The organism is Pseudomonas sp. Irchel s3h14, from assembly GCF_900187425.1.
In the GTDB taxonomy this organism is placed as follows: domain Bacteria; phylum Pseudomonadota; class Gammaproteobacteria; order Pseudomonadales; family Pseudomonadaceae; genus Aquipseudomonas.
Map to the genome: position 1 here is coordinate 22,092 of NZ_FYDJ01000032.1, position 26,959 is coordinate 49,050.

The 26,959-nt window shown below is 58.7% G+C and carries 26 protein-coding genes; 15 read left to right on the forward strand and 11 right to left on the reverse strand.

The window, feature by feature from the left end; translation table 11 throughout:
- Positions 1-383: 383 nt before the first annotated feature.
- The 5 genes from CKW16_RS30025 to dksA all read right to left on the reverse strand — a co-directional run bounded on the left by CKW16_RS30025 (position 384) and on the right by dksA (position 6,575).
- Positions 384-1,820 carry a sigma-54 dependent transcriptional regulator gene (locus tag CKW16_RS30025; protein ID WP_095133104.1) on the reverse strand — a complete coding sequence of 479 codons (1,437 nt, stop codon included), beginning with the start codon at positions 1,818-1,820 and terminating at the stop codon, positions 384-386.
- Positions 1,821-1,842: 22 nt separating this feature from the next.
- Positions 1,843-4,797 (reverse strand): sensor histidine kinase, encoded by a 2,955-nt coding sequence (locus CKW16_RS30030; RefSeq protein WP_176471621.1) that lies wholly within the window; start codon positions 4,795-4,797, stop codon positions 1,843-1,845.
- Complete coding sequence (locus CKW16_RS30035) at positions 4,781-4,957, reverse strand: hypothetical protein (RefSeq protein ID WP_003176118.1); 177 nt, start codon at positions 4,955-4,957, stop codon at positions 4,781-4,783. Before CKW16_RS30035 ends, CKW16_RS30030 begins: the two co-directional genes overlap by 17 nt.
- A gap of 77 nt (positions 4,958-5,034) precedes the next feature.
- On the reverse strand, positions 5,035-5,931 hold the full coding sequence (gene gluQRS / locus CKW16_RS30040) for a tRNA glutamyl-Q(34) synthetase GluQRS (RefSeq protein WP_095133107.1): 897 nt from the start codon (positions 5,929-5,931) through the stop codon (positions 5,035-5,037).
- Between the two features lie 203 nt (positions 5,932-6,134).
- Positions 6,135-6,575: an RNA polymerase-binding protein DksA gene (gene dksA / locus CKW16_RS30045; RefSeq protein WP_007902025.1), complete on the reverse strand. Its 441-nt coding sequence runs from the start codon at positions 6,573-6,575 to the stop codon at positions 6,135-6,137.
- A gap of 332 nt (positions 6,576-6,907) precedes the next feature.
- On the opposite strand from dksA, the gene CKW16_RS30050 reads away from it, so the two are divergent.
- Both CKW16_RS30050 and sfsA read left to right on the forward strand, forming a co-directional pair.
- Complete coding sequence (locus tag CKW16_RS30050; RefSeq protein WP_095133108.1) at positions 6,908-8,080, forward strand: pyridoxal phosphate-dependent aminotransferase; 1,173 nt, start codon at positions 6,908-6,910, stop codon at positions 8,078-8,080.
- Positions 8,080-8,793, forward strand: coding sequence for a DNA/RNA nuclease SfsA (sfsA, locus tag CKW16_RS30055; protein ID WP_095133109.1), 714 nt, complete (start codon positions 8,080-8,082; stop codon positions 8,791-8,793). Before CKW16_RS30050 ends, sfsA begins: the two co-directional genes overlap by 1 nt.
- Here the strand turns inward: sfsA and CKW16_RS30060 are convergent.
- Positions 8,790-9,107: a Rieske 2Fe-2S domain-containing protein gene (locus tag CKW16_RS30060; RefSeq protein ID WP_095133111.1), complete on the reverse strand. Its 318-nt coding sequence runs from the start codon at positions 9,105-9,107 to the stop codon at positions 8,790-8,792. The two genes, sfsA and CKW16_RS30060, sit on opposite strands and share 4 nt — an antisense overlap.
- Positions 9,108-9,273: 166 nt before the next feature.
- On the opposite strand from CKW16_RS30060, the gene CKW16_RS30065 reads away from it, so the two are divergent.
- Genes CKW16_RS30065 through CKW16_RS30080 form a run of 4 tightly spaced genes read left to right on the forward strand, consistent with a single transcriptional unit; the run spans position 9,274 to position 12,818 of the window.
- Positions 9,274-10,146, forward strand: a complete 873-nt coding sequence (locus CKW16_RS30065) for a hemin ABC transporter substrate-binding protein (protein WP_095133113.1) — start codon at positions 9,274-9,276, stop codon at positions 10,144-10,146.
- Between the two features lie 50 nt (positions 10,147-10,196).
- Positions 10,197-11,180: an iron ABC transporter permease gene (locus CKW16_RS30070; protein ID WP_176471622.1), complete on the forward strand. Its 984-nt coding sequence runs from the start codon at positions 10,197-10,199 to the stop codon at positions 11,178-11,180.
- Positions 11,180-11,947: a heme ABC transporter ATP-binding protein gene (locus tag CKW16_RS30075; protein ID WP_095133121.1), complete on the forward strand. Its 768-nt coding sequence runs from the start codon at positions 11,180-11,182 to the stop codon at positions 11,945-11,947. The genes CKW16_RS30070 and CKW16_RS30075 overlap by 1 nt, the downstream gene beginning before the upstream one ends.
- A gap of 19 nt (positions 11,948-11,966) precedes the next feature.
- Positions 11,967-12,818 carry a ChaN family lipoprotein gene (locus CKW16_RS30080; RefSeq protein ID WP_095133123.1) on the forward strand — a complete coding sequence of 284 codons (852 nt, stop codon included), beginning with the start codon at positions 11,967-11,969 and terminating at the stop codon, positions 12,816-12,818.
- Between the two features lie 233 nt (positions 12,819-13,051).
- Here CKW16_RS30080 and CKW16_RS30085 read toward each other — a convergent pair whose 3' ends face one another.
- From CKW16_RS30085 to CKW16_RS30100, 4 genes are all read right to left on the reverse strand, one after another.
- Complete coding sequence (locus CKW16_RS30085) at positions 13,052-13,852, reverse strand: Crp/Fnr family transcriptional regulator (protein WP_095133125.1); 801 nt, start codon at positions 13,850-13,852, stop codon at positions 13,052-13,054.
- A gap of 15 nt (positions 13,853-13,867) precedes the next feature.
- Entirely contained in the window at positions 13,868-14,140 is a 273-nt protein-coding gene (locus tag CKW16_RS30090; protein WP_003228231.1) for a TfoX/Sxy family protein, read from the reverse strand.
- Positions 14,141-14,385: 245 nt separating this feature from the next.
- Positions 14,386-14,730 (reverse strand): pentapeptide repeat-containing protein, encoded by a 345-nt coding sequence (locus CKW16_RS30095; protein ID WP_008015079.1) that lies wholly within the window; start codon positions 14,728-14,730, stop codon positions 14,386-14,388.
- A gap of 91 nt (positions 14,731-14,821) precedes the next feature.
- The gene (locus tag CKW16_RS30100) at positions 14,822-16,378 is read right to left on the reverse strand and encodes a bifunctional aminoglycoside phosphotransferase/ATP-binding protein (RefSeq protein ID WP_095133127.1); all 1,557 of its coding nucleotides are present in this window, start codon (positions 16,376-16,378) and stop codon (positions 14,822-14,824) included.
- Between the two features lie 118 nt (positions 16,379-16,496).
- Here CKW16_RS30100 and mrcB point away from each other — a divergent pair, with 118 nt between their 5' ends.
- From mrcB to CKW16_RS30115, 3 genes are read left to right on the forward strand one after another with little or no spacing between them, the layout of a single operon-like run.
- A complete protein-coding gene (gene mrcB, locus CKW16_RS30105) occupies positions 16,497-18,821 on the forward strand; it encodes a penicillin-binding protein 1B (RefSeq protein WP_095133129.1) in 2,325 nt (774 codons plus the stop codon).
- Positions 18,822-18,837: 16 nt separating this feature from the next.
- Complete coding sequence (locus CKW16_RS30110; protein ID WP_095133131.1) at positions 18,838-19,572, forward strand: M48 family metallopeptidase; 735 nt, start codon at positions 18,838-18,840, stop codon at positions 19,570-19,572.
- Complete coding sequence (locus tag CKW16_RS30115) at positions 19,572-19,907, forward strand: YqcC family protein (RefSeq protein ID WP_095133133.1); 336 nt, start codon at positions 19,572-19,574, stop codon at positions 19,905-19,907. The genes CKW16_RS30110 and CKW16_RS30115 overlap by 1 nt, the downstream gene beginning before the upstream one ends.
- Before the next feature lie 121 nt (positions 19,908-20,028).
- On the opposite strand, the gene CKW16_RS30120 is transcribed toward CKW16_RS30115, so the two are convergent.
- On the reverse strand, positions 20,029-20,451 hold the full coding sequence (locus CKW16_RS30120; RefSeq protein ID WP_095133135.1) for a DUF4124 domain-containing protein: 423 nt from the start codon (positions 20,449-20,451) through the stop codon (positions 20,029-20,031).
- 400 nt (positions 20,452-20,851) lie between these two features.
- Between CKW16_RS30120 and CKW16_RS30125 the strand changes: the two genes are divergently transcribed.
- From CKW16_RS30125 to msrQ, 6 genes are all read left to right on the forward strand, one after another.
- Positions 20,852-22,576 (forward strand): acetolactate synthase 3 large subunit, encoded by a 1,725-nt coding sequence (locus CKW16_RS30125; RefSeq protein WP_046049403.1) that lies wholly within the window; start codon positions 20,852-20,854, stop codon positions 22,574-22,576.
- 2 nt (positions 22,577-22,578) lie between these two features.
- Positions 22,579-23,070 carry an acetolactate synthase small subunit gene (ilvN, locus tag CKW16_RS30130; RefSeq protein ID WP_003176102.1) on the forward strand — a complete coding sequence of 164 codons (492 nt, stop codon included), beginning with the start codon at positions 22,579-22,581 and terminating at the stop codon, positions 23,068-23,070.
- A 48-nt stretch (positions 23,071-23,118) separates the two neighbouring features.
- The gene (gene ilvC / locus CKW16_RS30135) at positions 23,119-24,135 is read left to right on the forward strand and encodes a ketol-acid reductoisomerase (RefSeq protein WP_007948647.1); all 1,017 of its coding nucleotides are present in this window, start codon (positions 23,119-23,121) and stop codon (positions 24,133-24,135) included.
- Positions 24,136-24,279: 144 nt separating this feature from the next.
- Complete coding sequence (pssA, locus tag CKW16_RS30140; RefSeq protein WP_095133137.1) at positions 24,280-25,134, forward strand: CDP-diacylglycerol--serine O-phosphatidyltransferase; 855 nt, start codon at positions 24,280-24,282, stop codon at positions 25,132-25,134.
- Between the two features lie 58 nt (positions 25,135-25,192).
- A complete protein-coding gene (gene msrP / locus CKW16_RS30145) occupies positions 25,193-26,206 on the forward strand; it encodes a protein-methionine-sulfoxide reductase catalytic subunit MsrP (protein WP_095133139.1) in 1,014 nt (337 codons plus the stop codon).
- Positions 26,206-26,826 (forward strand): protein-methionine-sulfoxide reductase heme-binding subunit MsrQ, encoded by a 621-nt coding sequence (gene msrQ / locus CKW16_RS30150; protein ID WP_095133141.1) that lies wholly within the window; start codon positions 26,206-26,208, stop codon positions 26,824-26,826. Before msrP ends, msrQ begins: the two co-directional genes overlap by 1 nt.
- The last annotated feature ends 133 nt before the right edge of the window (positions 26,827-26,959 follow it).

Below are 26,959 nucleotides of genomic sequence, written 5' to 3' on the forward strand. Positions count from 1 at the left end.
ACCAGTGCAGGCTCTGTCTTGTGACAGTTTTTTGTTGTTCTCGGCCTGGTCGTGGGGCAAGCCCCAAATACAACGCCTCTCCAAAAGAATCAGTTAGCTGCGCCTCTCGCCGTCTTGTTTTTATTGTGCGTGAGTCGATACGTCTTATTTTTATTGTCTTGTGCATTGCTTGTTATTGTTCTTGTACCAAACATATAGCAGGGTGCGTGCCAACTTTTGCGATGCCCAGCAAAACAAGGGGTTAGGCCGGCTGATGAGGTTTTTAGAGGCCAAAAAAAACCGGGGCTTCGTTACCGTAAGCCCCGGCTTCTGTTACGTGAAAAAACTGAGGTAACAGTTTTTTCATAAGGTCACGTGTTACCCGCACATCAGACAGGCACGGTTCAGCTCTCGCTGGCCACCCCGGTCTTGCGCCGCGGAATGCCCAGGCGCTGACGGCGTTCCCACAGGCATTTGCGACTGACACCGAGTTTGCGCGCCAACTCGGTTTCGGTCATGTGGTCCTGATGCTCGAGAACGAAGTGCTGGAAGTAGTCTTCCAGTGACAGGTCTTCGGTCGGCTCATGGCTATTGTTACCGGCGGCGCTGCCCTGTTGTGGAGGCAGGCCGATGAAATCGTCATCGTCCAGATCGCTCAGTTCGATGTCGATCCCCAGCAGCTCGGCGGAAATCTCCGGGCTCTCGCACAGGATGACGGCGCGTTCTACGGCGTTTTCCAGCTCACGAACGTTACCCGGCCAGGAGTAATGACGAATCGCCTGCTCGGCATCCGGGGCGAATTTCAGGTCGGTGCGGTTGACTCGCGCGCTCTGCCGCGCCAGGAACGCGTTGGCAATTTCGTTGACGTCGGCGCCGCGCTCGCGCAGGGCCGGCAGTTTCAGGGCGATCACGTGAAGGCGGTAATACAAGTCTTCACGGAACTGGCCGATCTTCGCCAGGCTCTTGAGGTCCCGGTGAGTCGCAGCAATCAGGCGCACATCGACTTTCTGTGACTGCACCGAACCCACACGACGTATTTCACCTTCCTGCAGCACGCGCAGCAGGCGGGCCTGGGCTTCCAGTGGCAGTTCGCCGATTTCGTCGAGGAACAAGGTGCCGCCGTCGGCGGCTTCTACCAGGCCGGCACGCCCGGCGCTGGCGCCAGTGAACGCGCCTTTTTCGTGGCCGAACAGTTCGGACTCGATCAGGCTTTCTGGAATGGCCGCGCAGTTCACCGAAATCATCGGCGCCTTGGCGCGTTTGGACAGGTTGTGCAGGGCGCGCGCCACCAGTTCTTTACCGGTGCCGGATTCGCCCTGGATCAAGACATTGGAGTCGGTTGGCGCGACTTTGCGGATCTTGCTGTACAGATCCTGCATCGGCGGGCAGGAGCCGATGATGCCGATTTCGCCGTTGTTGTTGCTGGCACCCGGTTTCGCGGCGCCATTGCCGGCTTTACCGGCAACCGGCTCACCGCTGGCTTGCACCGATTGACGGTCACGCAGGATTCGCGCGACGGCCTGGAGCATTTCGTCATGATCGAAAGGCTTGGCGATGTAATCCACCGCGCCCATCTTCATCGAGTCGACCGCTGAACGCAGGCTGGCGTAGCTGGTCATGATCAGCACCGGAGTGCCCTGGCCGAGCTTGATCAACTCGGTGCCAGGCGCGCCAGGCAGACGCAGGTCGCTGACGATCAGATCGAACGTGGGAATGGTGAAGCGTTCTTGTGCTTCCTGCACTGAACCGGCTTCGCTGACCTGGTACTGGTTACGTTCCAGCAGGCGGCGCAAGGCGGAGCGGATAATTGTTTCGTCTTCGACGATCAAAATGTGCGGCATTGATTCGATACTCTCGACGGTCTCAGTTCACAGCGGACGTCGCTTCGACATGACGCGGCAAGGTCACCCGGATACGGGTGCCGCGTTGGCTTTGAACATCAGCCGGGCTGTCGATGGTGATTTGTCCATAATGCTCTTCAACGATGGAATAGACCAGTGCAAGGCCCAGACCGGTGCCTTCGCCAGGATCCTTGGTGGTGAAGAAAGGTTCGAACAATCTATCCATGATGTTCTTCGGAATACCGCTGCCTTCGTCCTCCACGATCAAATCGACCGTGTGTTCGCCGGCTTCGCTTTTGACCCGCACCGCGCTGCCGGGAGGCGAGGCGTCGCGGGCGTTTGAGAGCAGGTTGATCAGTACTTGTGCAAGCCGCTGCGGGTCGCCTTCGACCCAGTGATCGGGATCGCACAGGTTGTAGAACTGCACTTCGAAATTGCGTCGGTTCAGGGCCAGCAAACCGATGGCATCCTGGGCCACTTCGGCCAGACAGACGGGCTCGTCGCTGTGCTGATGGCTGCCGGCGTGGGCGAAGCTCATCAGCGACTGAACGATGCGCGACACGCGTTTGGTCTGCTCCAGGATCTGCCCGCTGATTTCTTTCAGTTCGCTATCTTCTTCGCGCTCTTCGCGCAGGTTCTGCGCCAGGCAGGCGATGCCGGTGATCGGGTTGCCGATTTCATGGGCCACGCCGGCGGCGAGTCGGCCGATGCTGGCCAGACGCTCGGAGTGCACCAGTTTGTCTTCGAGCATCTGGGTTTCGGTCAGGTCTTCCACCAGCAACACCAAGCCGCTGTTACCCGGTGCGAGGGGTTCATCGATCGCCGCTTTGTGCAGGTTCAGCCAGCGGGTCTGGCCGTCGAGGGCCAGGTGCTGTTTGTGCAAATGCTCGTCCGGCAGATTGATGAAGCCTTGCAGCAGCTCTTTCCATGGATCGGCGATGGTGCTCAGGCGCGAACCGACCACACGCTGCGCAGCAATTCCGGTCAGCTCCTCCATGGCCTTGTTCCACATGAGAATTTCCTGATCCTTGGCCAGCGAGCAGACGCCCATCGGCAATTCCTGCAGGGTCTGGCGGTGATAGCGGCGCAGGGCATCGAGTTCGGCGGCAAGCCCGGTCAGGCGCGAGTGGTAATCCTCGAGGCGACTTTCGATGAAGTGGATGTCTTCGGTGACGTAGTTTTCGCCGCCTGCCTTATAAGGCAGGAATGTCTCGACCATGTCCTGAGCCACGCTCGGCCCCATCAGGCCGGAGAGGTTGGCTTCGATACGGTCGCGCAAGCGGCGCAAGGCATAAGGCCGGCGCTCATCGAAAGGCAGGTAGAGGTCACGCAGGGCCTGTTCGACTTCTTTCTGTGCTGCCTTGGCGCCCAAAGGTTTTGCAAGCTGTGTGGCGAATTCCTGGGGCGAGGCGGCGTGCAGTTCGCGGCGTTGCGGCCGGCGCACGTTGTCCACGGCGCAGGCTTCGGCGGCGCTGGCCTCTTCGCTGCTGGCGTTGGTGAACAGCGAGATCAGGGTGAACATCAGCACGTTGGCCGCCAGCGAGGCGATCGCTGCCATGTGCCAACTGGTGTCGTCCAGCACGTAGATCATGTTCAGCAGCGGTATGTAGAAGCCCTGCAGATTGCCGACCAGCGGCAGCAGCATGGTCACCAGCCACACCAGAATCCCCGCGAGCAAACCGGCGATGAAACCGCGGCGGTTGGCGGTCGGCCAGTACAGTACCGACAGCACGCCCGGCAGGAACTGCAGGGTGGCGACGAAGGCGACGATGCCCAGATTCGCCAGATCCTGTTCCGCGCCCAGCAGCAGGTAGAAACCGTAACCGGCCATGATGATCGCGACGATCAGCCCTCGGCGGGTCCATTTCAGCCAGCGGTAGATATTGCCTTCGGCCGGTGGCTGATAGAGCGGCAGCACCAAATGGTTCAACGCCATCCCGGACAGGGCCAGGGTGGTGACAATGATCAAACCGCTGGCCGCCGACAAACCGCCGATATAGGCCAATAGCGCCAACGCTTTGCTGTTGGCGGCGATGCCGATACCCAGCGTGAAGTATTCCGGGTTGGTGGTCGCGCCGAGTTTCAGTCCGGCCCAGAGAATTAGCGGTACCGCCAGGCTCATCAACAGCAGGAACAGCGGCAGGCCCCAGCTCGCACTGACCAGCGAGCGCGGGTTGAGGTTTTCGGTAAATGTCATGTGGTACATGTGCGGCATCACAATCGCCGAAGCGAAGAACACCAGCAGCAGCGTACGCCATGGGCCTTCCTGCAATGGCGTGTGCAACGCGGCGAGGGCGGTCTGGTTTTGCAGCAGCCACAGTTCCAGCTGTTGCGGGCCGTCGAACACGCCGTACAGCGCATAGAGACCAACGCCGCCGATGGCGATCAGTTTGATCACCGACTCGAAAGCAATCGCGAACACCAAGCCTTCGTGTTTCTCGCGGGTGGCGATGTGGCGCGAGCCAAAGAAAATCGTGAACAGCGTAATCAGTGCGCAGAAGCTCAGGGCTACGCGATGTTGCACCGGCTCGCGGGTGAGAATGCCGATGGAGTCGGCCACCGCCTGAATCTGCAACGCCAGCAACGGCAGCACGCCGATCAGCATGAAGATCGTCGTCAGCGCGCCGGCCCAGGTGCTGCGGAAGCGGAAGGCGAACAGATCGGCCAGTGACGACAGCTGATACGTGCGGGTGATTTTCAGGATCGGATACAAAAGCACCGGCGCCAGCAGAAACGCGCCGGAGACGCCTAGATAGCTGGACAAAAATCCGTAGCCGTATTGATAGGCCAGGCCCACCGTGCCGTAAAACGCCCACGCACTGGCATACACGCCCAGCGACAGGGTGTACGTCAGCGGGTGGCGAATGATCGCCCGGGGGATCATGCCCCGTTCGCTGACCCAGGCTACGCCGAACAGCACCGCCAGGTACGCGGCGCTGATCAGGATCATCTGGGTCAGGCTAAAGCTCATCGGCATCTTTTTGGCTCTGCAGGATGAAGGTCACGACGATCAGAATCAGCCAGAGCAGATAAGGGCGATACCAGGCGCCAGTGGCGTCGATCCACCAATCCATGATGGCCGGGGAGAACAGATAAATCCCCACTACCAGGAGCAGGACCAAGCGATAGATGTACATCCCGGCCTCTCTTTTTTATGCGCGTGCCCGAAAACGTGCGGCGATGGTAACGGATGGGCGCGCCACTGCAAGTGTGATCACTGTAGTTGCGCTTCGGGCAGGTTGAGTGTGCGCGGGATCAACACTGCATCCCAGTGGGCGATGCCCCAGTTCAACACTTCCCGTGGGGTGGCATAATCCAGCTCGGCACCTGGGTTCTGCCCCAGTGCGCGCAACGCACGCAGCAACAAGGGAGTCGCCTGGTCTTCGGTCAGCGGCGGCGAACGATAGGACTTGCCGAGCTTGTTGCCATCGGGCTGGGTGATCAGCGGGATATGCAGATAGCGCGGTTGCGGCAGGCCGAGCAGTTCTTGCAGGTAGAGCTGGCGCGGCGTGGAGTCGAGCAGGTCGGCGCCGCGGACGATATCGGTAATGCCTTGCCAGGCATCGTCCAGCACCACCGCCAATTGATAGGCGTAGAGCCCGTCGCGGCGACGGATCACGAAATCGCCGACCTCACGGCCCAGGTGTTGGCGGTATTCGCCTTGCACCCGGTCGATGAAGTGGTATTCCAGCTCGGGAACCCGCAGGCGAATCGCAGCATGTTTGGTGTCGTGGCCCGCGTTGCGGCACAGCCCTGGATAAATCCCGTGATAAGGCGCAAGTGTTTTGCGTGAACAGGTGCACGCGTAGGCCAGACCGTGATTGAACAGGCGATTGAGGACTTCGGCGTAGGCATCGTGCCGGTCACTCTGTCGGACCATTTCGCCATCCCACTCGAAACCGTAGCTTTCCAGGGCCTTGAGAATCGCCGCTTGAGCGCCGGGCTCTTCCCGTGGCGGATCGAGATCTTCCATGCGCATCAGCCAGCGGCCACCCACGGAGCGCGCGTCGAGGTACGAGGCCAGCGCTGCGACCAGCGAACCGAAATGCAGATGTCCACTGGGCGTGGGGGCGAAGCGCCCGATGTAGGTGGGGGAGGTGATGGCGGTCATGAGGGCGGTTACGTTGTCTGGTCGTATTGAGCATGGCTTGAAGCCGCCATCGCGAGCAAGCTCGGCTCCTACAGGAAATCGCGCCAGCCTTTGTAGGAGCCGAGCTTGCTCGCGATGGCGATCTTAAAGTCACAGCAGGTATCAGCGAATGTCAGAAACAAAAACGGAGCGTTCGCACGCTCCGTTTTTCGTTCAAGTCGAGATTACTTGCCGACTTGCTTTTCCTTGATTTCCGCCAGGGTCTTGCAGTCAACGCACATGTCGGCGGTAGGGCGGGCTTCCAGTCGCTTGACGCCGATTTCGACGCCGCAGGACTCGCACCAGCCATATTCTTCGTCTTCGATCAGCTGCAGCGTCTTGTCGATCTTCTTGATCAACTTGCGCTCGCGGTCGCGGGCACGCAGCTCGAGGCTGAATTCTTCTTCCTGGCTCGCACGGTCTGCCGGGTCCGGGAAGTTGGCCGCTTCGTCTTTCATGTGATCAACCGTACGGTCGACTTCCTGCATCAAGTCCTGTTTCCACTTATTCAGGATCTTGGTGAAGTGAGCGCGCATGGGTTTGCCCATGTATTCCTCGCCCTTTACTTCTTTGTAGGGTTCGAAACCGCTGATCGACTGATTTTGCTGCTTTGCTTGGGTGGGCATGAAATGGACCGCCTCTACTCTTGTAATCCATTGCGCAGGATTGCTCCATCACCGACACCTGCCGGCCCTGCGGCTGCAAGCGGGCGAACTTACCAGATCAAATCGGACCGCGCTACTCCCGGATGTCGAGGTAGTGGCCCGCAGTGCTTGCAAATGATTGCAAAGCCTTGTCTGGCGGTGCTGGAGACCTGATCAATTATTGATTTTAGTCAAACCTGAGACACTCGCTTGAGTCGTTTGAGACCAGCGTTATAACGGTCTGACCGCTTTAGGTTCTCGCTCGTTCCTGCGCTTGGGTAGAATCAGTTTTTTTCCCCGTTGAAGGAAGGCTAATGGCTCAGTCCTACAGTGCCCGCAGTCGCGCGATCGAACCTTTCCATGTCATGGCGCTGCTGGCGCGGGCCAATGAACTGCAAGCCGCTGGTCACGACGTGATCCACCTGGAAATCGGCGAACCCGACTTCACCACCGCCGAGCCGATCATTCAGGCCGGCCAGGCCGCCCTGACGGCGGGGAAGACCCGTTACACCGCGGCGCGTGGCATTCCCGAGTTGCGTGAGGCCATTTCCGGCTTCTATCAGCAACGTTACGGTTTGAACATCGACCCGCAGCGAATCCTCATCACGCCTGGCGGTTCGGGTGCGTTGCTGCTGGCCAGCGCCTTGTTGGTGGATCCGGGCAAGCACTGGCTGCTGGCGGACCCGGGATACCCGTGCAATCGGCACTTTTTGCGGCTGGTGGAAGGCGCGGCGCAGCTTGTTCCTGTAGGTCCGGACGTGCGCTATCAACTGACGCCGGACCTGATTGCCCGCCATTGGGATCACGACAGCGTCGGTGCATTGGTGGCGTCACCAGCCAACCCGACCGGGACGATCCTGACCCGCGATGAGCTGGCGGGCCTGTCTGCCGCGATCAAGGAGCGCCACGGTCATCTGGTGGTGGACGAGATTTATCACGGTCTGACTTACGGCACCGATGCGGCCAGCGTGCTGGAAGTCGATGACAGTGCCTTTGTGCTGAATAGTTTTTCCAAGTATTTCGGCATGACGGGATGGCGGCTTGGCTGGCTGGTGGCGCCTGAAGCAGCGGTCGGTGAGCTGGAAAAACTCGCGCAGAACCTCTACATCAGCGCCCCGAGTATGGCTCAGCACGCCGCTCTGGCCTGCTTCGAACCGGCCACGATCAGCATTCTGGAAGAACGGCGCGCCGAGTTTGGCCGTCGTCGGGATTTCCTGCTGCCAGCCCTGCGAGAGTTGGGCTTTGGTATCGCCGTTGAGCCTGAAGGCGCGTTCTACTTGTATGCCGATATCAGCAAGTTCGGCGGCGATGCCTTCGCGTTCTGCCGACATTTCCTCGAAACCGAACACGTGGCGATTACTCCGGGTCTGGACTTCGGTCGTTATCAGGCTGGCCACCATGTGCGGTTTGCCTACACACAAAGTCTTCCGCGCCTACAGGAAGCGGTCGAGCGGATTGCACGCGGCTTGAAGAGCTGGCAAGGCTGATGCGTTTTCATCCTCCCCTCGAAGAAGGCCGTTTGATTCGTCGTTACAAGCGTTTTCTCGCCGATATCGAAACCGTTAGCGGCGAGTTGCTGACCATTCACTGCCCAAACACCGGTTCGATGCTCAATTGCCAGGTCGAAGGCGGGCAGGTCTGGTTCAGCCGTTCCAACGACCCCAAGCGCAAGTTGCCCGGTACTTGGGAAATCGGCGAAACCCCGCAGGGACGCTTGTTTTGTGTGAACACCGGGCGGGCCAACGGCTTGATCGAAGAGGCACTGCGAGCCGGCGTCATCACCGAACTGAACGGCTTTACCGAACTGAAACGTGAAGTGGCCTACGGTCAGGAAAACAGCCGCATCGATTTTCGCCTCGATTACCCGAGCGGGTCGGCTTATGTGGAAGTCAAAAGTGTCACCCTGGGCTTCGATGGCTCATTGGTAGCGGCATTTCCCGATGCAGTGACCCAGCGGGGGGCCAAGCATTTGCGCGAATTGGCGCATTTGGCCCGGGACGGAATTCGTGCGGTGCAGTTGTATTGCGTCAATCTCACCGGCATCGACGCGGTGCGTCCTGCAGAAGAAATCGATTCGGCCTACGCAGCCGCGTTGCGTGAGGCGGTGTCGTGCGGGGTTGAGGTGCTGGCCTATGGCGTGCACTTGACCCACGAAGAAATGCTGGTCGATCGGCGTCTGGACGTGTTGCTCAACGGCTAAAGACTGACCCAGATCCCTCGCTCGTCTTCGCGGCAAACGACGGTGGTCAATGACTGCCCGGCACAAGGGCCGGCGACGCACTCGCCGTCCTCGATCAGAAACAGTGCGCCGTGGGTCGCGCACTGGATCAGGCTGTTGCTGGGGTCAAGAAACTGGTCGGGCTTCCATTCCAGTCCCACGCCACGGTGCGGGCAGCGATTGATGTAGACGTAAACCTGACCGTCACGGCGCACGGCAAAGAGCTTCTGGCCGTCGATGTCGAAGCCGCGACTGCTGGCATCGGCCAGCTCAACGCCTGCACAAAGAAACTTCATGTCTATCCTCAAGTCCTGCGGCTCGTGACTGGATATGTCCGAGCTTGACGTTCAAATGCAAACAATTATCAAATGGCTGCCTTGCCTGTCGGGTTCAGGTGCCAGATGCCGAGGATACTTGGCCTGTCATCTCGATGCCCGGGAAAACCCTTAAAGGAAGCTGTTTATGCGCCTGAGTACCCGCGTTGCTGCGCTTTGTGTCGGACTCCTCGTCAGCCATCACGCCGCAGCGGCCGAGTTGCCACAACGTTGGGTCAGTGCCGGTGGAGCTTTATCGGAATGGATCAGCGCGCTGGACGGTGAATCGAAACTGGTCGGTGTCGACACCACCAGTCAGCACCCGGAATCGCTCAAGGCATTGCCAAGCATCGGGTATCAGCGGCAATTGTCGGCGGAGGGCATCTTGAGCTTACGCCCGCAGATACTGGTCGGCACCGAGGAAATGGGACCGCCACCGGTACTTTCGCAGGTTCGCAGTGCGGGCGTGCAGGTCGAACTGTTCTCGGCCCAGCCGGATCTGCCGACGTTGCAGGGCAATTTGCAGCATCTGGGCAAGTTGCTCGGCGCTGACGATCAGGCCTCACAGGTGTTTCAGACTTATCAACAGCAACTCGATCAACAAAAGATCCGGGTCACTCGGGCACAGTTGAAAGAAAAATCGCCGGGCGTGCTGTTGTTGCTTGGCCACGCAGGCGGCAAACCGCTCATCGCCGGCAAGGACACCGCCGCCGATTGGTTGCTGCAACAGGCCGGCGGGCACAATCTGGCCACGCATACCGGCTATAAACCCTTTTCTGTCGAATCCCTGGTCAGCCTGGATCCCGAGGTGCTGGTGTTTGCCGATCGTGCCCTGACCGGCGATGCGGCCCGTGCGGCGTTGTTCAAGGAGAACCCGATCCTGTTCTCGACCCGCGCAGCCAAGGACGGGCGAGTCATGGAGCTTGATCCTACTTTGTTGGTAGGGGGCTTGGGGCCGCGGCTACCCGATGCCTTGAAAAACCTGTCTGACGCTTTCTACCCCGGTTCGGCCGGCCAATGAGCATCCTGGTTAAACCCCGCGCTTTGTTCATTGGTCTGATCCTGCTGTGTTTGCTGGCCATCTGGCTGTCGTTGGCGCTTGGGCCGGTAAGCTTGCCGTTGTTCGACACCTTGCGTGCAGCCCTGCGGCTGGTGGGTGTACCGATCGCGCCCGACGGGCTGGAGCAGGCCGAGCTGATCCTCGGGCAGATTCGCTTACCGCGAACTTTGTTGGGTTTGGCCGTGGGAGGGGTGTTGGCATTGTCCGGCGTGGCGATGCAGGGGTTGTTTCGAAATCCTCTGGCTGATCCGGGGCTGGTCGGCGTCTCCAGCGGTGCGGCATTGGGCGCGGCGATCGCGATTGTCGGTGGTTCGGTATTCGGCGGACTGCCCGAATCCTTCGGGCCTTATCTGTTATCGCTGTGCGCGTTTCTCGGCGGGTTGGGCGTGACCGCGTTGGTGTATCGACTGGGCCGGCGCAACGGGCAGACCAATGTCGCGACCATGCTGCTGGCCGGTATTGCGTTGACTGCGCTGGCCGGTTCCGCCGTGGGGCTGTTCACCTATCTGGCGGATGACGCGACGCTGCGCACCCTGACGTTCTGGAACCTGGGCAGCCTCAATGGCGCCAGCTATTCGCGGCTCTGGCCGTTGCTGCTGATCAGTGCCGGCGTGGCGTTGTGGCTGCCGCGCCGGGCCAAAGCCTTGAATGCGTTGTTGCTGGGTGAGTCGGAGGCCGGTCACCTGGGTATCGACGTCGAAGGGCTCAAGCGCGAATTGGTGTTTTGCACGGCGTTGGGTGTCGGTGCTGCGGTGGCCGCGGCGGGGATGATCGGGTTTGTGGGTCTGGTGGTGCCGCATCTGGTGCGATTGCTGGCGGGCCCCGATCATCGTGTGCTGTTGCCAGCGTCAGTATTGGCGGGTGCCAGTCTTTTGTTGTTTGCCGATCTGGTGGCGCGACTGGCCCTGGCGCCGGCCGAATTGCCGATCGGGATCGTCACGGCTTTCATCGGTGCGCCGTTCTTTCTGTATTTATTGCTCAGAGGGCGTGCCTGATGTTGCGAACGCAAAATCTGCAAATCCGTCGAGGCCGAAAGATTGTCCTCACGGACATCACGCTTGAGCTCAAGCCGGGCGAAGTCCTCGGTGTGCTGGGACCTAACGGGGCCGGTAAAAGTACCTTGCTCGGCGCCTTGTGCGGTGAGTTGCATGCCGATCACGGCAGTGTCTGGCTTGACGACCGTGAAATGAATCAATGGGCCGGGACGCTGAGAGCGCAGCGCTTGGCGGTATTGCCACAGGTCTCGACCCTGGACTTCGCCTTTCGTGTCGAAGAAGTGGTCGGCATGGGCCGCTTGCCGCATCAAAGCGGCCGGGTTCGCGATGACGAGATAGTTGCCGCCGCATTGCACGCTGCCGATGCCGGGCATTTGAGTGGCCGCAGCTATCTGGCCTTGTCCGGTGGCGAACGTCAGCGGGTGCATCTGGCTCGGGTTCTGGCGCAGCTCTGGCCGGGCGAAGCAGGGCAAACGTTGCTGCTCGATGAGCCAACGTCGATGCTCGACCCGCTTCATCAACACACCACGTTGCAAGCCGTACGTGAGTTTGCCAATCGCGGCGCGGCGGTGCTGGTGATCCTGCATGATCTGAACCTGGCAGCGCGCTATTGTGATCGCCTGTTACTGCTCGAAGGCGGGCGTCCTGTGGCGCTCGATACACCGGAGCAGGTGTTGCGCCCGGAACCACTGAAGGCAGTGTTCGGGCTGGAAGTGCTGGTGCAGCAGCACCCGGAGCGTGGGCATCCGCTGATCATCGCCCGCTGAGTTTTTATGGAGTGAAAACATGCGTGGGATTTTGATGCTGGCCTTGCTGATGCTGAGTGCCTGTCAGCATGTTTCGACTCCGCCACCGGTTGTCGGCGAGATTCGGGACTTGCGCAGCGGTCAGACCCTCACGGCAGAGGAACTGGTTGCGCAGTTGGGGACGACTTCACGGCTGATCGTGGGCGAGCAACATGACAATCGCGATCACCATGAACTGCAGTTGTGGTTATTGCAGTCGCTGGGTGAACGGCGAGCTCAAGGCAGTCTGCTGCTGGAAATGCTCACGCCGGATCAACAGCCGCGTGTCGATGACGTTCGTCACGCCTCGACACCACCGGCGGATTTGCCCAGTGCATTGGCCTGGCAGTCTGGTTGGGACTGGAATCTGTACGGGCCGATCGTTCGTTTTGCCCTGACCCAGCCATACCCGCTGCTGGCAGCCAATCTGGACACGCTTGAAGTCCGTGCCGTTTACGCCAATCCCCCGACATTAAGCGGTTTGCGCTCCAACGCTGCTTCAGTCAAAGACGAGTTGCTGAAGCAAGTCAGCGACTCCCACTGTGGCCTGCTGCCGAAATCGCAGATGCCGGCGATGCTGGCGGTTCAGCAGCAACGCGACCGACGGATGGCCGAACGCTTGCTGGCTGCGCCTGCGCCTTCACTGCTAATTGCCGGCGCTTACCATGCGCGAAAGGATGTCGGCGTGCCGATTCATGTGCTTGATCTGGGAGAACCCCAGGCGCCTATGGTGTTGATGCTGGCGGAGCAGGGTAGCGAGGTCACACCGGCCATAGCTGATTACGTCTGGTACACACCTGCCACGCCGCCCCAGGATTACTGCGCGCAAATGCGTAAGCAATTTGGCAAGTGATCGAACGACTTTTCTCCAGGCAAAAAAAGACCCGGCAAGAGCCGGGTCAAATAACCGTGATTAGCCTGATGAGGAGATATCTGAGAGTCCGAACCAAGGGCTTTTCAAATATCGACCAGTCTCGCGACCAGTTGTGATAATCATAGCGATTCTCATTACCAAGTCAACCGCTGATTTCTCAATTATTTGAAATGCGCTGTCCGTTCACTGGAAGCGCCCGTAATCATTGGGTTTCAGCCTGTGCGGTTGAGCGAGCTCATCAGAATGATCTGCTTATTCAGCAGGTCGATATGTCGGGCCATGCTCGCAATCAGGCTATGGGCGATCTTCGGATTGCTTTGGGTCAGGCTGAGAAACTGGTCCTTGGGGATCAGCATGACAGTGCTGGGCTCGCTGGTGATCACGCTGGCGTTACGCTTCTCGCCAGTGAACACCGCCATGGCGCCAAAAATCTCGTCCTTGGGTATATCGCCGACTTTATGCCCGTCGACAAAGGCTTCGGCGTGGCCATCAATGATGACGAATACCTGATCCGGTTCATCGCCCTGACGGATCAACACTTCGCCACTGGCCACGCGCTGAAAGCCATTGGTGTTTCGAAACTCGGGTTGTTTCAGACGCGCGACGGCGTCGGACAGCAGGGCGGACTGACCGGCCATGTATTGAAGGAACAGCTCTGAACGCTCCGGGTCGGCATAGATATGCTGAAAAACCTCGGAGCGCAGATACGGCGTCAATGCCAGCGGGCTGTCGCTGCGAAAGCGGCAACGCGGCAGCTCCGTGCCCTGGCGCAAGCCGATCAGATCTCCCTCGTGCAGATAGAACAATGCCCGATCGTCGATGCATCCATGCAGCAGGCCATTGTCCAGCACAAACAGTTGATCGCCGGGTAACAGGACGGCCAGATCATCGACGGCTGAAAATTCCAGGCTCGGTCCGCAGGGCATCAAACCTTCCAGCAGCCGGACGGGAATATGTTGCAGTCGGTTGATCAGCGCGTCGGCGTAAGCCGGTTGTTCCCCAAGTAGGTACATGGCTGCTGCGTCCGTTCAGTTCTTGTGACGTGACGAGATAGCTTCCAGCTGTTTGTTCAAGGCGTCCTTGCGCTCGGCGGGAATGTCGTTCCAGTGCACATCCATCAGGGCTCCTTCAATGGCATACAACAACACCTTGGACGCCCGAAACCCGCGCGTGCGCACGGCCCGATAAGCATCCACCGCCCCCAGGCGACGCAAGTCCGAGGCGCTGTGGATGCCCACGGCATGCAGCCATTGCGCCGACGTCTTGCCAAGATTCTTCAGGTGCTGCAGTTCATCATTCATCAAGCCTCCTTGCGACGGCCGAACGGTGCGTGGGCGAGCTTCTCAGGAGTGTAGCCATCAGTAGGAAAAGCGTGATTGTTTGGTCGGTTTCGACGCAAAAGCTTCTAAGAGGCGAAGTCCCGAAGCTGTGTGAAAGTCTGCGAGTGCGGTAGGAAGAGAGGGCGGTGGAATCAGGTTTCCGGGCAAACCATGCCCAGCGTTCAGCGCAAAGCGGGGGCGCCGAACGGTTCAGCTAAAGGTCGCATTTAGCGGGTGCGATAACGCAGGCGCGTACCGAAATTCATCGACATCAGGATCTCGTCAGCACTCAGCTCTGGCGGGAAGTAGGCGCCGGAGATCTGTGCGTGAGCAAGGCTTGCACCTTCCAGGGAGGCGTTGCGAAAGTCGATGCCGCGCAAGTCGGCGGAGCGGAAGTAGGCATCGGTAAAGTCGACGCCGTCGGCGTTCAGTTCACGTAGGTCCAGCCCCCGGAAATCGCCACCGACCATGTCGATAGGTCCGTCTTTTGGGCGCTCGTTGTTGAAACCTGTGATGTCGTCTTTGTGTAGTAACGCATAAAGCGGGGTGTCGAGAAGTTTCGGCTGGCTCATGTCACATCACCTGTTGGTTTTATGACGCCAGTATAGTGCCACTATTTGGCAGCCGTGAAGCTGGCGAAGGCTTCACGGCTGAAATAGTTTCTTACAGACCCGGCAGGCGCTGGCGAATCTGTGCAACGACTGTGTCGAGGGTTCCGCTTTCATTGGTCTGAACGCGTTTGCTGCAGAGAATCTCTTCGGGCGTCAGGGCCTCACGAGTGGCTTGCTGGGCTTCGATTACGGCCAGGTTGGCGTCGGACGGGTCCTTTTTGTCTGCCTGACGCAGGGCCAGCCAGCTCTCGATCACCGCTTGCGGCGCATTGCAATCGAGGATCAGGAATGGCGCGCCGGTGGCTTCGGCGATTTTTGCTGCGCCGTCACGCTGGTCGCGCTTGAGGTAAGTTGCATCGATCACCACCGGGAAGCCAGCACGCAGGATCACCGCGGCAACTTCATGCAGTCGGGTGTAAGTGGCGGCGCTGGCGTCGGCGCTATAGATGCCGGCCTGAGGGTCGTTTGGCACGGTTTGCTCGCCGAACAGACGTTTGCGCTCTACATCGGAACGCAGGCGAATGGCGCCCAATGCTTCCACCAGACGCATGGCCACGTGGCTCTTGCCGACGGCAGAAACGCCGTGGGTGATGGCCATGAAGCGCGAAGGAATGGTGCTGTAGCTTTCCGCCAGGTTGGCGTAATTGCGGTACTGACGCAGAGTGGTGGCTCGTTGCACCGGGTCGGCCTCGGCCGGCATGCTGAACAGGCTGACCTTGGCGCGAACCAGTGCACGGTAGGCTTTATAGAAGTTCAGCAACTCAAGGCCCTGGTAATCGCCGGTCAGTTCCAGGTACTGGCTGATGAAGCGGCGCGCCAGACTCTTCAGGCCACGGTCTTCCAGGTCCATCGCCAGGAAGCCGGTGTCAGCATAAACGTCGGTGAAGCGGAACGGTTCGTTGAACTCGATGCAGTCGAAGATCACGACCTTGCCGTCGATCACGGTGGCGTTGCCCAGGTGGATGTCACCGTGGCATTCGCGGATGAAACCGTCGGCCTTGCGCTGGGCGAACAGTGGCTTGAGGCGTTCGAAGCTGCTTTCGGCCCAGGCTTGCAGCGCATCCAGTTGCAGCAGATCGGCCTTGTCGCTGAGGAACGGGCGGATCTGTTCGAAGTTCTGGCGTACGGGTGCCATCACGCTGTCCGGCGTGCCGGCTTCGTGTTCGGCAGGCACTTTCGGTGCGCTGAGGTGGAATTGGGCGATCTGCGCGGCCATCTCGTCGATGTGCGCGGTAGTCAATTCGCCGTTGGCTTGCAGCGTGCTGAGCAGCTGGCTCTGTGGGAATTGACGCATTTTCAGTGCGTAATCGACGACCGGACCCTCGCCACCCAGTTGTGGTGCATCGGCGCTGCCGGTGATTGGCAACACTTCGAGGTACAAATCATTGGTCAGGCGCTGGTTAAGACGCAGCTCTTCCCCGCAAAAATGCTTGCGAGCGTCGAGGTTGGTGAAATCCAGGAAGCCGAAATTCACTGGCTTCTTCACTTTATAAGCAAAGGGGCCGGTAAGGATTACCCAGGAAATATGGGTTTCGATGACCTGGAACCCGTCTACGGGATGCGGGTAGAGGGCCGGGTTTTGCAGGGCAGCGATCAGGGACTGGCTCACAGGCGATCCTTCAGAGTCTGGGGAAAATTCACGGCCGCCATTATGGCCGCAAGTCCGCCTGACGCAAACCTCGGAGGGCTCCTGTTGAGTATGAATAAAGTGCGTATAATCCGCCGCCATGACTCGTACTCGATCCCCCCGCACCCCCAAAAAACCACCTTCCAAGGGCCTGCGCCCCTGGCTGGGCTGGGCCCTTAAACTCAGTCTGGTCGGCCTTGTGGTGCTGGCCGGGTTCGCGGTTTACCTCGACGCGATCGTCCAGGAGAAGTTCTCCGGCAAGCGCTGGACCATTCCGGCCAAGGTGTACGCGCGCCCGCTGGAGCTGTTCGTCGGACAAAAGCTCAGCAAGGACGACTTTTTGACCGAACTCGATGCCTTGGGTTATCGACGCGAAAGCGTGAGCAATGGACCCGGAGCAGCGGCGGTCAGTGGCAATACCGTCGACTTGAATACCCGTGGCTTCCAGTTCTATGAAGGCATGGAGCAAGCGCAACCAGTACGGGTGCGTTTCTCTGGCGACTACGTGGCCGAACTTTCGGCGACCAACGGGTCGAAACTCTCTGTGGTGCGGTTGGAACCGCTACTGATTGGCGGGATTTACCCGAAAAATCTCGAAGATCGCATTTTGATCAAAATTGATCAGGTCCCGCCGTATTTGCTGGAAACTCTGGTCGCTGTGGAAGACCGGGATTTCTACAGCCACTGGGGCGTGTCGCCCAAGTCGATTGCCCGAGCCGTCTATGTCAACACCTCTGGCGGTAAGATGACCCAGGGCGGCAGTACGCTGACGCAACAATTGGTCAAGAACTTCTACCTGACCAGCGAACGCAGCCTGACCCGTAAACTCACCGAAGCCATGATGGCGATGTTGCTTGAGCTGCATTACGACAAACGAGAAATTCTTGAGGCTTACCTCAATGAAGTGTTCGTAGGTCAGGATGGGCAGCGCGCGGTGCACGGTTTCGGCTTGGCAAGCCAGTTTTTCTTCGGGCAGCCGTTGTCTGAACTGAAGCTGCATCAAGTCGCGATGCTGGTGGGCATGGTCAAGGGGCCGTCCTATTACAACCCTCGTCGCAACCCTGAACGGGCGCTTGAACGGCGCAATCTCGTGCTCGATGTACTTGAGCAACAAGGTGTTGCCACCGCCGATCAGGTCGCTGCTGCGAAGAAAATGCCACTGGGTGTGACGACTCGCGGCAAGCTGGCCGACAGCTCGTTCCCGGGCTTCCTCGACCTGGTCAAGCGTCAGCTGCGCGAAGACTATCGCGACGAAGACTTGACCGAAGAAGGTCTGCGGATCTTCACCAGTTTCGACCCGATCCTGCAAATGAAAGCCGAGGCGTCGGTCAACGACACCTTCAAGAGACTCTCCGGGCGCAAGGGTTCCGATGAGGTTGAGGCTGCCATGGTCGTGACCAACCCGGAAACCGGTGAAGTCCAGGCCATGATTGGCAGTCGTCAGGCAGGTTTTGCCGGCTTCAACCGTGCGCTGGATGCTGTGCGACCGATCGGTTCTTTGATCAAACCGGCGGTTTATCTGACAGCCCTTGAGAAGCCGAGCCAGTACACCTTGACCAGTTGGCTGTCGGACGATTACTTCTCGGTCAAAGGCGCGGACGGTCAAGTCTGGAAACCGCAGAACTATGATCGCCGTTCCCATGGCACCGTATTCCTGTATCAGGGCCTGGCGCATTCCTACAACCTGTCGACCGCGCGTCTCGGGTTGGCCGTGGGCGTACCGAATGTCCTGAAGACCCTGGCGCGTCTCGGTGTGAGTCGCGAATTCCCGGCGTTCCCGTCGATGCTGCTGGGTGCTGGCGGTCTGACCCCGATCGAAGTGGCGACCATGTACCAGACCCTGGCCAACGGTGGTTTCAATACGCCGATGCGCGGGATCCGTAGTGTATTGACCGCTGAAGGCGAACCGCTCAAGCGTTATCCGTTCCAGATTCAGCAGCGTTTCGATCCGGCCTCCATTTACCTGATCCAGAGCGCCATGCAGCGGGTCATGCGTGAAGGTACCGGTAGTTCGGTTTACAACGTGTTGCCGAAAACCCTGACCCTGGCCGGCAAGACCGGTACCAGTAACGATTCGCGGGACAGCTGGTTTGCCGGTTTCAGTCAGGACCTGCTGGCAGTGGTCTGGCTGGGGCGCGATGACAACGGCAAGACTCCGTTCACCGGCGCCACCGGTGCGCTGCAGGTCTGGACCAGTTTCATGCGCAAGGCCGATCCGTTGCCGCTGGACATGCCGCAGCCAGACAACATTGTTCAGGCCTGGGTCGATTCGCGTACCGGACAAGGCTCTGATGCCAACTGCCCAGGTGCCGTGCAGATGCCGTATATTCGCGGCAGCGAACCGCCTCCCGGTGCCGCTTGCGGTGGCGAAAGCCCTGTTTCCGGCGAAACGGTGATGGATTGGGTCAAGGGCTGGATGAATTAAGCAAAGAGGGTTTCAAGTGAACAAGTGGTTGATTCCAGCGGTTACCGCCGTGGCTTTGCTCAGCGGTTGCTCCTCCGTACAACGCGGTTCGATTCCGGTTGTGGATTCCGGTAGCGCCGTTTCGAACAGTGAACGGGTTTCGGCGAATGGCGGTTTCCGTCAGACGACGACTAAACGTCCTGTACAAGCCCAGACCCAGGCAATCCCGCAAGGTGATACCGGCGTCGTCGTGATGGTGCCAGGTGGTGGCGCAGTGACGTCGGCACCGATCAGCACTGCGCCGATCACGCCAGGCCCGATCACCCCGGGGCCGATCGATACTTCACCGGTTCAGTCGGCACCGATCAATCAGGGCAGCTACAGCATGCCGTCGACGCCGAGCGGGATTCCTTCGGCGAACTCCGGCGGCTTGTCTGCCGACGAGCAATTGGACGGTCCGGTTCTGGCCTTGCTGACTACCGCTCAGCAGCAACAGGCGAGCGGTGACCTCAACGGTGCTTCTTCCAGTCTCGAGCGCGCCCAGCGTGTTGCGCCGCGTGAGCCGCAAGTGCTTTATCGTCTGGCTCAGGTGCGCATGGCTCAAGGCGATGCGCCACAAGCCGAGCAGTTTGCTCGTCGTGGCCTGACCTTCGCCAATGGTCGTCCGGCACTTCAGGCCAGCCTGTGGGAATTGATCGCTCAGGCGCGTGAGAAACAAGGTGATTCTGCTGGTGCCGCATTGGCCCGTCAAAAGGCCAAGGTTTCGCTGTGATGGACGCGCGTTTTCCGAAGATTGCCGAACAGTTGCTATTGATCGAGCGCGAGCTGCGGATTCAGGGTTGGTGGGACGAGGTCTCGCCCTCCGCCGAAGCGCTATCCAGTGTCGAACCCTTCTCGGTTGATACGCTGGATTTCGAGCAGTGGCTGCAATGGATCTTCCTTCCGCGGATGAAGGTGATCCTCGAGCAGGATCTGCCCTTGCCAAACGCTTCGGGAATTCAGGAGATGGCCGAAATGGTCTTCGCCGCCCGTAATGTTCAGGGCAAGGACCGGCAGTTGCAGGTGCTGCTCAAAGAGTTTGATCTACTGATCACCGCCTCCCGCTAACGCCGATCCTTTGTAGGAGCCGAGCTTGCTCGCGATGAACGATGACGCGGTGTACCTGGTACACCGCGGCGCCTGCAATCGTCGGAGCGCCGCCCGGAGCAAGCTCGGCTCCTACAGGTGTCTACTGGCAGTTATCCGCAATCTGTTTCTGTGCTTCGGTGATGCGATCCTGACGCTGCTGGTCGGTCAGACGGCGCATCTCGCCTTCGACATCCTCCCGTATTCGCGGATTGTTCTGCAGTTGAGCCAGGTTCGTTCGCGCCTGCTCGCAAAATGCCTTCAGCTGGGCTTGCTGTTCGGCGACCTGCTTTTTCACTTTATTGTCGATGGCCTGTTGATCGCCAATGGCACCGCTGCGTGGCGGCGGGGGCTGGTTGCCGGCAGGCGAGGAGGGCGTGACCACAGTGGTGGCTTCCTGGCCTTGCGGCGGCTGGGCGTCGAAGTGGGTAACGCCCTGGGCGTCGACCCATTTGTAGATCTGAGCGGCCATGCACAAAGGGCTGATGCCAATCAGCAGGCTGACGGTCAGGAAAAACGTTCGCATGCCATTTCCTTGTATTGGGTTGCGCAATTGAAGCTAACACAGTTGCTGTTTAGCGGTTTTTTCTTGCTTTCTCATGTGCTTAGTTCAATAAAGCACATAGACGACTTGACTTGGAGAGGACGAAACAGAAGAATCCAAAGTCCGCTGTAGAGGGACTGCCAGAAGCAGGCCCGCTCAGCAGATCATGAGGCGCACATCCGCGCCGACCTGTTACACCCGCAACGCGTTACCTCGCGCTGGGTGGGAAAGGCCCGCAACACTTGGGACGATCCCAATACTTGCTCAGTCAGTGCTGACGTAGTCGGCGACCACCGTCGCTCATGCTCTGCTGAGAAGTAAACCTATTAAGACCCGTCCTCTTTTATGTGGGCGGTATTCTGGCGTTTTAGAGGTGAACAACGTGGAGCTTTTATCTGGCGGTGAGATGCTCGTCCGCTTTTTGCGTGACGAAGGCGTCAAATATATCTACGGGTACCCGGGTGGTGCTCTTCTTCATGTCTACGATGCCCTGTTCAAAGAACCGGAAGTGACCCACATCCTGGTTCGTCACGAACAAGCGGCTACCCATATGGCTGACGGCTATGCCCGTGCCACCGGTAAAGCCGGCGTGGTACTGGTGACTTCCGGTCCTGGCGCAACCAATGCCATCACTGGTATCGCCACTGCCTACATGGACTCTATTCCGATGGTGGTCATTTCCGGCCAGGTGCCTAGCAACATGGTAGGCACCGATGCGTTCCAGGAAACCGACATGATCGGTATCTCCCGGCCGATCGTGAAGCACAGCTTCATGATCAAGCACGCGTCGGAAATCCCGGAAGTCATGAAGAAAGCGTTCTACCTGGCGCAATCCGGTCGTCCGGGCCCGGTCGTTGTCGATATCCCGAAAGACATGACCAACCCTGCCGAGAAGTTCGAATACATCTTCCCGAAAAAAGCCAAGCTGCGTTCCTACAGCCCGGCCGTTCGCGGTCACTCCGGGCAAATCCGCAAGGCGGCAGAAATGCTCCTGGCGGCCAAGCGTCCTGTGATGTACGCAGGCGGCGGCGTGATTCTCGGTGGTGGCTCCGCGCCGCTGACCGAATTGGCGAAGATGCTCAACCTGCCAGTGACCAATACCCTGATGGGTCTGGGTGCCTACCCTGGCACCGACCGTCAGTTCATCGGCATGCTCGGCATGCATGGCAGCTACACCGCTAACCTGGCGATGCACCATGCCGACGTGATCCTTGCAGTCGGCGCTCGTTTCGACGATCGCGTGATCAACGGCCCGGCCAAGTTCTGCCCGAATGCCAAGATCATTCACATCGACATCGACCCGGCTTCGATTTCCAAGACCATCAAGGCAGACGTGCCTATCGTCGGTCCGGTCGAGAGTGTCCTGACCGAGATGGTCGCGATCCTCAAGGAAATCGGCGAGACCCCGAACAAGGAGTCCGTTGCCAGCTGGTGGAAGCAAGTTGATGAGTGGCGCGGTGACCGCGGCCTGTTCCCTTACGACAAGGGTGACGGCAGCGTCATCAAGCCGCAGACCGTGATCGAAACCCTGTGCGAAGTCACCAAGGGCGATGCCTTTGTGGCCTCCGACGTGGGCCAGCACCAAATGTTTGCGGCGCAGTACTACACGTTCAACAAGCCGAACCGCTGGATCAACTCCGGTGGCCTGGGCACCATGGGCTTCGGTTTTCCGGCGGCCATGGGCATCAAGCTGAGCTTCCCGGATGACGACGTCGTCTGCGTGACGGGCGAAGGCAGTATCCAGATGAACATTCAGGAACTGTCCACCTGTCTGCAATATGGCTTGCCGGTGAAAATCGTCATCCTGAACAACGGCGTTTTGGGTATGGTTCGCCAGTGGCAAGACATGAGTTACGGAAGCCGTCACTCGCACTCCTATATGGAATCGCTGCCTGACTTCGTCAAGCTGGCTGAGGCCTATGGTCACGTAGGCGTGCGCATCACCGACTCGAAAGATTTGAAGTCGAAGATGGAGGAAGCGTTCGCCATGAAGGATCGCTTGGTGGTGTTGGACATTTCGGTCGACACCAGCGAGCACGTCTACCCGATGCAGATCAAAGACGGCTCCATGCGCGATATGTGGCTGAGCAAGACGGAGCGTACATAATCATGCGGCACATTATTTCCTTGCTTCTGGAAAACGAACCGGGCGCTCTGTCTCGTGTAGTCGGCCTGTTCTCGCAGCGCAACTACAACATCGAAAGCCTGACCGTGGCACCTACCGAAGACCCGACCCTGTCGCGTCTGACGCTGACCACGGTTGGCCACGATGAAGTGATCGAGCAGATCACCAAGAACCTGAACAAGCTGATCGAAGTGGTCAAGCTGGTCGACCTGTCGGAGAGTGCTCACATCGAGCGCGAACTGATGCTGGTCAAGGTCAAGGCCACCGGTGCCCAGCGCGCCGAGATCAAACGCACTACCGATATTTATCGTGGGCAGATCGTTGACGTCAGCGCTAGCGTGTATACCGTTCAATTGACCGGTACCAGCGACAAGCTCGACAGCTTCATTCAGTCCATTGGCACCGCCTCGATTCTGGAAACCGTCCGCAGCGGCGTAACCGGTATTGCCCGCGGCGACAAAGTACTCAGCATCTAAACCAAATTAGCGAATGGCCTGAACGGCCTGGATATATAGGGGAATTTCATGAAAGTTTATTACGAAAAAGACTGCGACCTGTCGATCATCCAGGGCAAGAAAGTTGCCATCATCGGTTACGGTTCCCAGGGCCACGCTCAAGCGTGCAACCTGAAAGACTCCGGCGTTGACGTTACTGTTGGCCTGCGTAAAGGTTCGGCGACTGTTGCCAAAGCCGAAGCTCACGGCCTGAAAGTGACCGACGTTGCTTCCGCTGTTGCGGCTGCCGACCTGGTCATGATCCTGACCCCGGACGAGTTCCAGTCTGCTCTGTACAAGAACGAAATCGAGCCGAACATCAAGAAAGGCGCCACCCTGGCCTTCTCCCACGGCTTCGCGATCCACTACAACCAGGTTGTTCCGCGCGCTGACCTCGACGTGATCATGATCGCGCCGAAAGCTCCGGGCCACACCGTGCGTTCCGAGTTCGTCAAAGGCGGCGGTATTCCTGACCTGATCGCTATCTACCAGGATGCTTCCGGCAACGCCAAAAACGTTGCACTGTCCTACGCCGCTGGCGTTGGTGGCGGTCGTACCGGCATCATCGAAACCACCTTCAAGGATGAAACTGAAACCGACCTGTTCGGCGAACAAGCCGTTCTGTGCGGCGGTACCGTTGAGCTGGTTAAAGCCGGTTTCGAAACCCTGGTTGAAGCTGGCTACGCGCCGGAAATGGCCTACTTCGAATGCCTGCATGAACTGAAACTGATCGTTGACCTCATGTACGAAGGCGGTATCGCCAACATGAACTACTCGATCTCCAACAACGCTGAATACGGCGAGTACGTGACCGGTCCGGAAGTGATCAACGCCGAATCCCGTCAGGCCATGCGCAACGCCCTGAAACGTATTCAGGACGGCGAATACGCCAAGATGTTTATCAGCGAAGGCGCTACCGGCTATCCTTCGATGACCGCCAAGCGTCGTAACAACGCCGCTCACGGTATCGAAATCATCGGCGAGCAACTGCGCTCCATGATGCCGTGGATCGGTGCCAACAAGATCGTCGACAAAGCTAAAAACTAAGTCGCGCACTTGTACGAAAAACGCGGCCTAGGCCGCGTTTTTTCGTTTGGGTGGCTGGTTCTGGTATAAAGCTGCATCGTTTGCGGCCGAACCGTCGTCCCAGACACCTGTCCAAACTTTCCACCCCGTTGCAAGGTAATGTCCATGAGCGAACGTCCCGAAGAGCCAAACCAGGCTTCTGACGCCGAAAGCCTGCTGCCCATCGATGAACACATCGAGGAAGGGCATGACGCTGAAGGTCGTAAAGTCCGGCATCGTGGTATCTATCTTCTGCCGAATCTGTTTACCACTGCGAATCTGTTCGCCGGGTTTTATTCCATCATCAACTCGATGAGTGCCCAGAGCGCTCTGAGTGCCGGTGATTCGATTGGTGCGAGCAAGTATTTTGCTTTTGCAGCGATCGCGATTTTTGTCGCGATGGTGCTCGACGGCCTCGATGGTCGCGTTGCCCGTATGACCAATACCCAGAGCGCCTTCGGTGCCGAGTACGACTCGCTGTCCGACATGGTCGCCTTTGGTGTTGCGCCGGCATTGTTGGCATTCGGTTGGGCCTTGGGCGACATGGGTAAGGTCGGCTGGATGGTTGCCTTCATTTATGTGGCCGGTGCAGCGTTGCGTCTGGCGCGTTTCAATACCCAGGTCGGCACTGCGGACAAGCGCTACTTCATCGGTCTGGCCAGTCCGGCTGCTGCCGGTGTGGTTGCAGGCATTGTCTGGGCGTTCAGTGATTACGGCATTCAGGGCTCGAAGATGTCCTTCCTGGTTGCGCTGATGGTCGCTGCCGCCGGCATGTTGATGGTCAGCAACATCAAGTACAACAGCTTCAAGGAGCTGGATCTGAAGGGGCGTGTACCTTTCGTAGCCATCCTCGCTGTAGTGTTGGTGTTTGCCGTAGTGTTCAGTGATCCACCGCGCATCCTGCTGCTGGTTTTCCTCGCTTATGCAGCCTCTGGCCCGGTTCAATATCTGTTACGTCTTCGTCGGCACAAAAAGGCTTAGCTTCCCTCATACTCCGCAGTCTATTGGTGCATCTGTTCTCCAATGCTGCGGAGTTGCCATGCTGATCAAAGTCTCCAAAGCGTCTGACTGCCATGAGTCGGACGTCACGCCTGAATCCTTCTATCTATCTCGCCGCAACGTACTCGGTGCCGCTGTCGCCGGCTTGGCCGTGAGCAGCTTGCCGCGTTGGGGCAGTGCTGCCGATGCTGCGCGTTATGCGGATGTCGAGCCTGGCAAGGCGCCTTCCTGGTTTGCCGAAAAACTGCCTGCTACCAAATGGGGGGCGGTCAACGTCAAGGATGAGGCGATCACGCCATTCAAGGATGCGACCCATTACAACAACTTCTACGAGTTCGGCACCGATAAAGGTGATCCAGCCGCCAACGCCGGCGCGCTGAAAACAGAACCTTGGAGTGTGGTGGTGGACGGGGAGGTGGGCAAGCCGGGACGGTACGCACTGGAAGACTTCATGAAGCCTTATCAGTTGGAGGAGCGCATCTACCGTCTTCGCTGTGTAGAGGCCTGGTCGATGGTGATTCCATGGATCGGATTTCCCATCTCGGCCTTGCTCAAGGAAGTCGAGCCGACGTCCAAAGCCAAATTCATTCGCTTCGAAACCCTGGAAGATCCCAAGAGCATGCCCGGGCAGCGTTCCGGTTTTTCCTTGATTGACTGGCCGTATGTAGAAGGGCTGCGCCTGGATGAGGCGATGAACCCGTTGGCGATTCTTGCCGTGGGTATGTACGGGCGGGAGTTGCCGAATCAGAACGGCGCGCCTCTGCGGTTGGTGGTTCCGTGGAAATACGGCTTCAAGAGTATCAAATCCATCGTGCGGATCAGTCTGGTGAGTGAGCAACCGAAAACCACCTGGCAGAGCATTGCCTCGGATGAGTATGGTTTTTATGCGAACGTGAATCCTGCGGTCGACCACCCACGTTGGACTCAGGCGCGTGAGCGGCGTTTGCCGAGCGGGCTGTTCAAGCCCAATGTGCGGGATACGCAGATGTTCAATGGCTACTCGGATGAAGTCGCCTCTCTATATACAGGGCTCGATTTGCGGAAGAACTACTGATGCGATTTCCGTTTTGGCGAATTGGCGTCTTTATCGCTGCGGCGGTCTGGCCGCTGCTTTGGTTGTATCAGGCCTGGGAGGATGTGCTGGGGCCTGATCCGGGCAAGGTGCTGGTTGACCGGTTGGGGTTGGGGACGCTTGTCTTGCTACTCATTACTTTAAGCATGACACCTGTGCAGAAGCTTACCGGTTGGGCGGGGTGGGTTGCTGTCCGGCGGCAACTGGGTTTGTGGTGCTTCGCTTATGTGGTTTTGCATTTGAGTGGGTATACGGCGTTCATCCTCGGCTTTGATTGGTCGCAGTTGGGTGTCGAGTTGCGCAAACGGCCGTACATTATTGTCGGGGCGCTGGGGTTTCTCTGTTTATTGGCCTTGGCGGTGACCTCAAATCGCTATAGTCAGCGGCGTTTGGGGTCTCGCTGGAAGAAATTGCATCGTCTTGCCTATGTGGTTCTCGGGCTTGGATTGCTCCATATGTTGTGGATCGTGCGTGCTGATCTAAAGGAGTGGGCGGTTTACGCCTCTATAGGTGCATTGCTATTAGTGTTGCGACTACCCCCTGTAACCCGGCGAATCCCACGATTAATAGCCAAAAAAACACCTTCTGCACGAAAAGCGTAATTAAGGGTTGACGGCAGATTCTGGAAGTCTATAATTCGCCCCACTTCCGGCGCAGTCGAAACGGAAAACTCCTTGGTAAACAATGAGTTACGCAGTTTTCGACAGCGAGTTGCTTCAGGTCATCGAAGCCCAG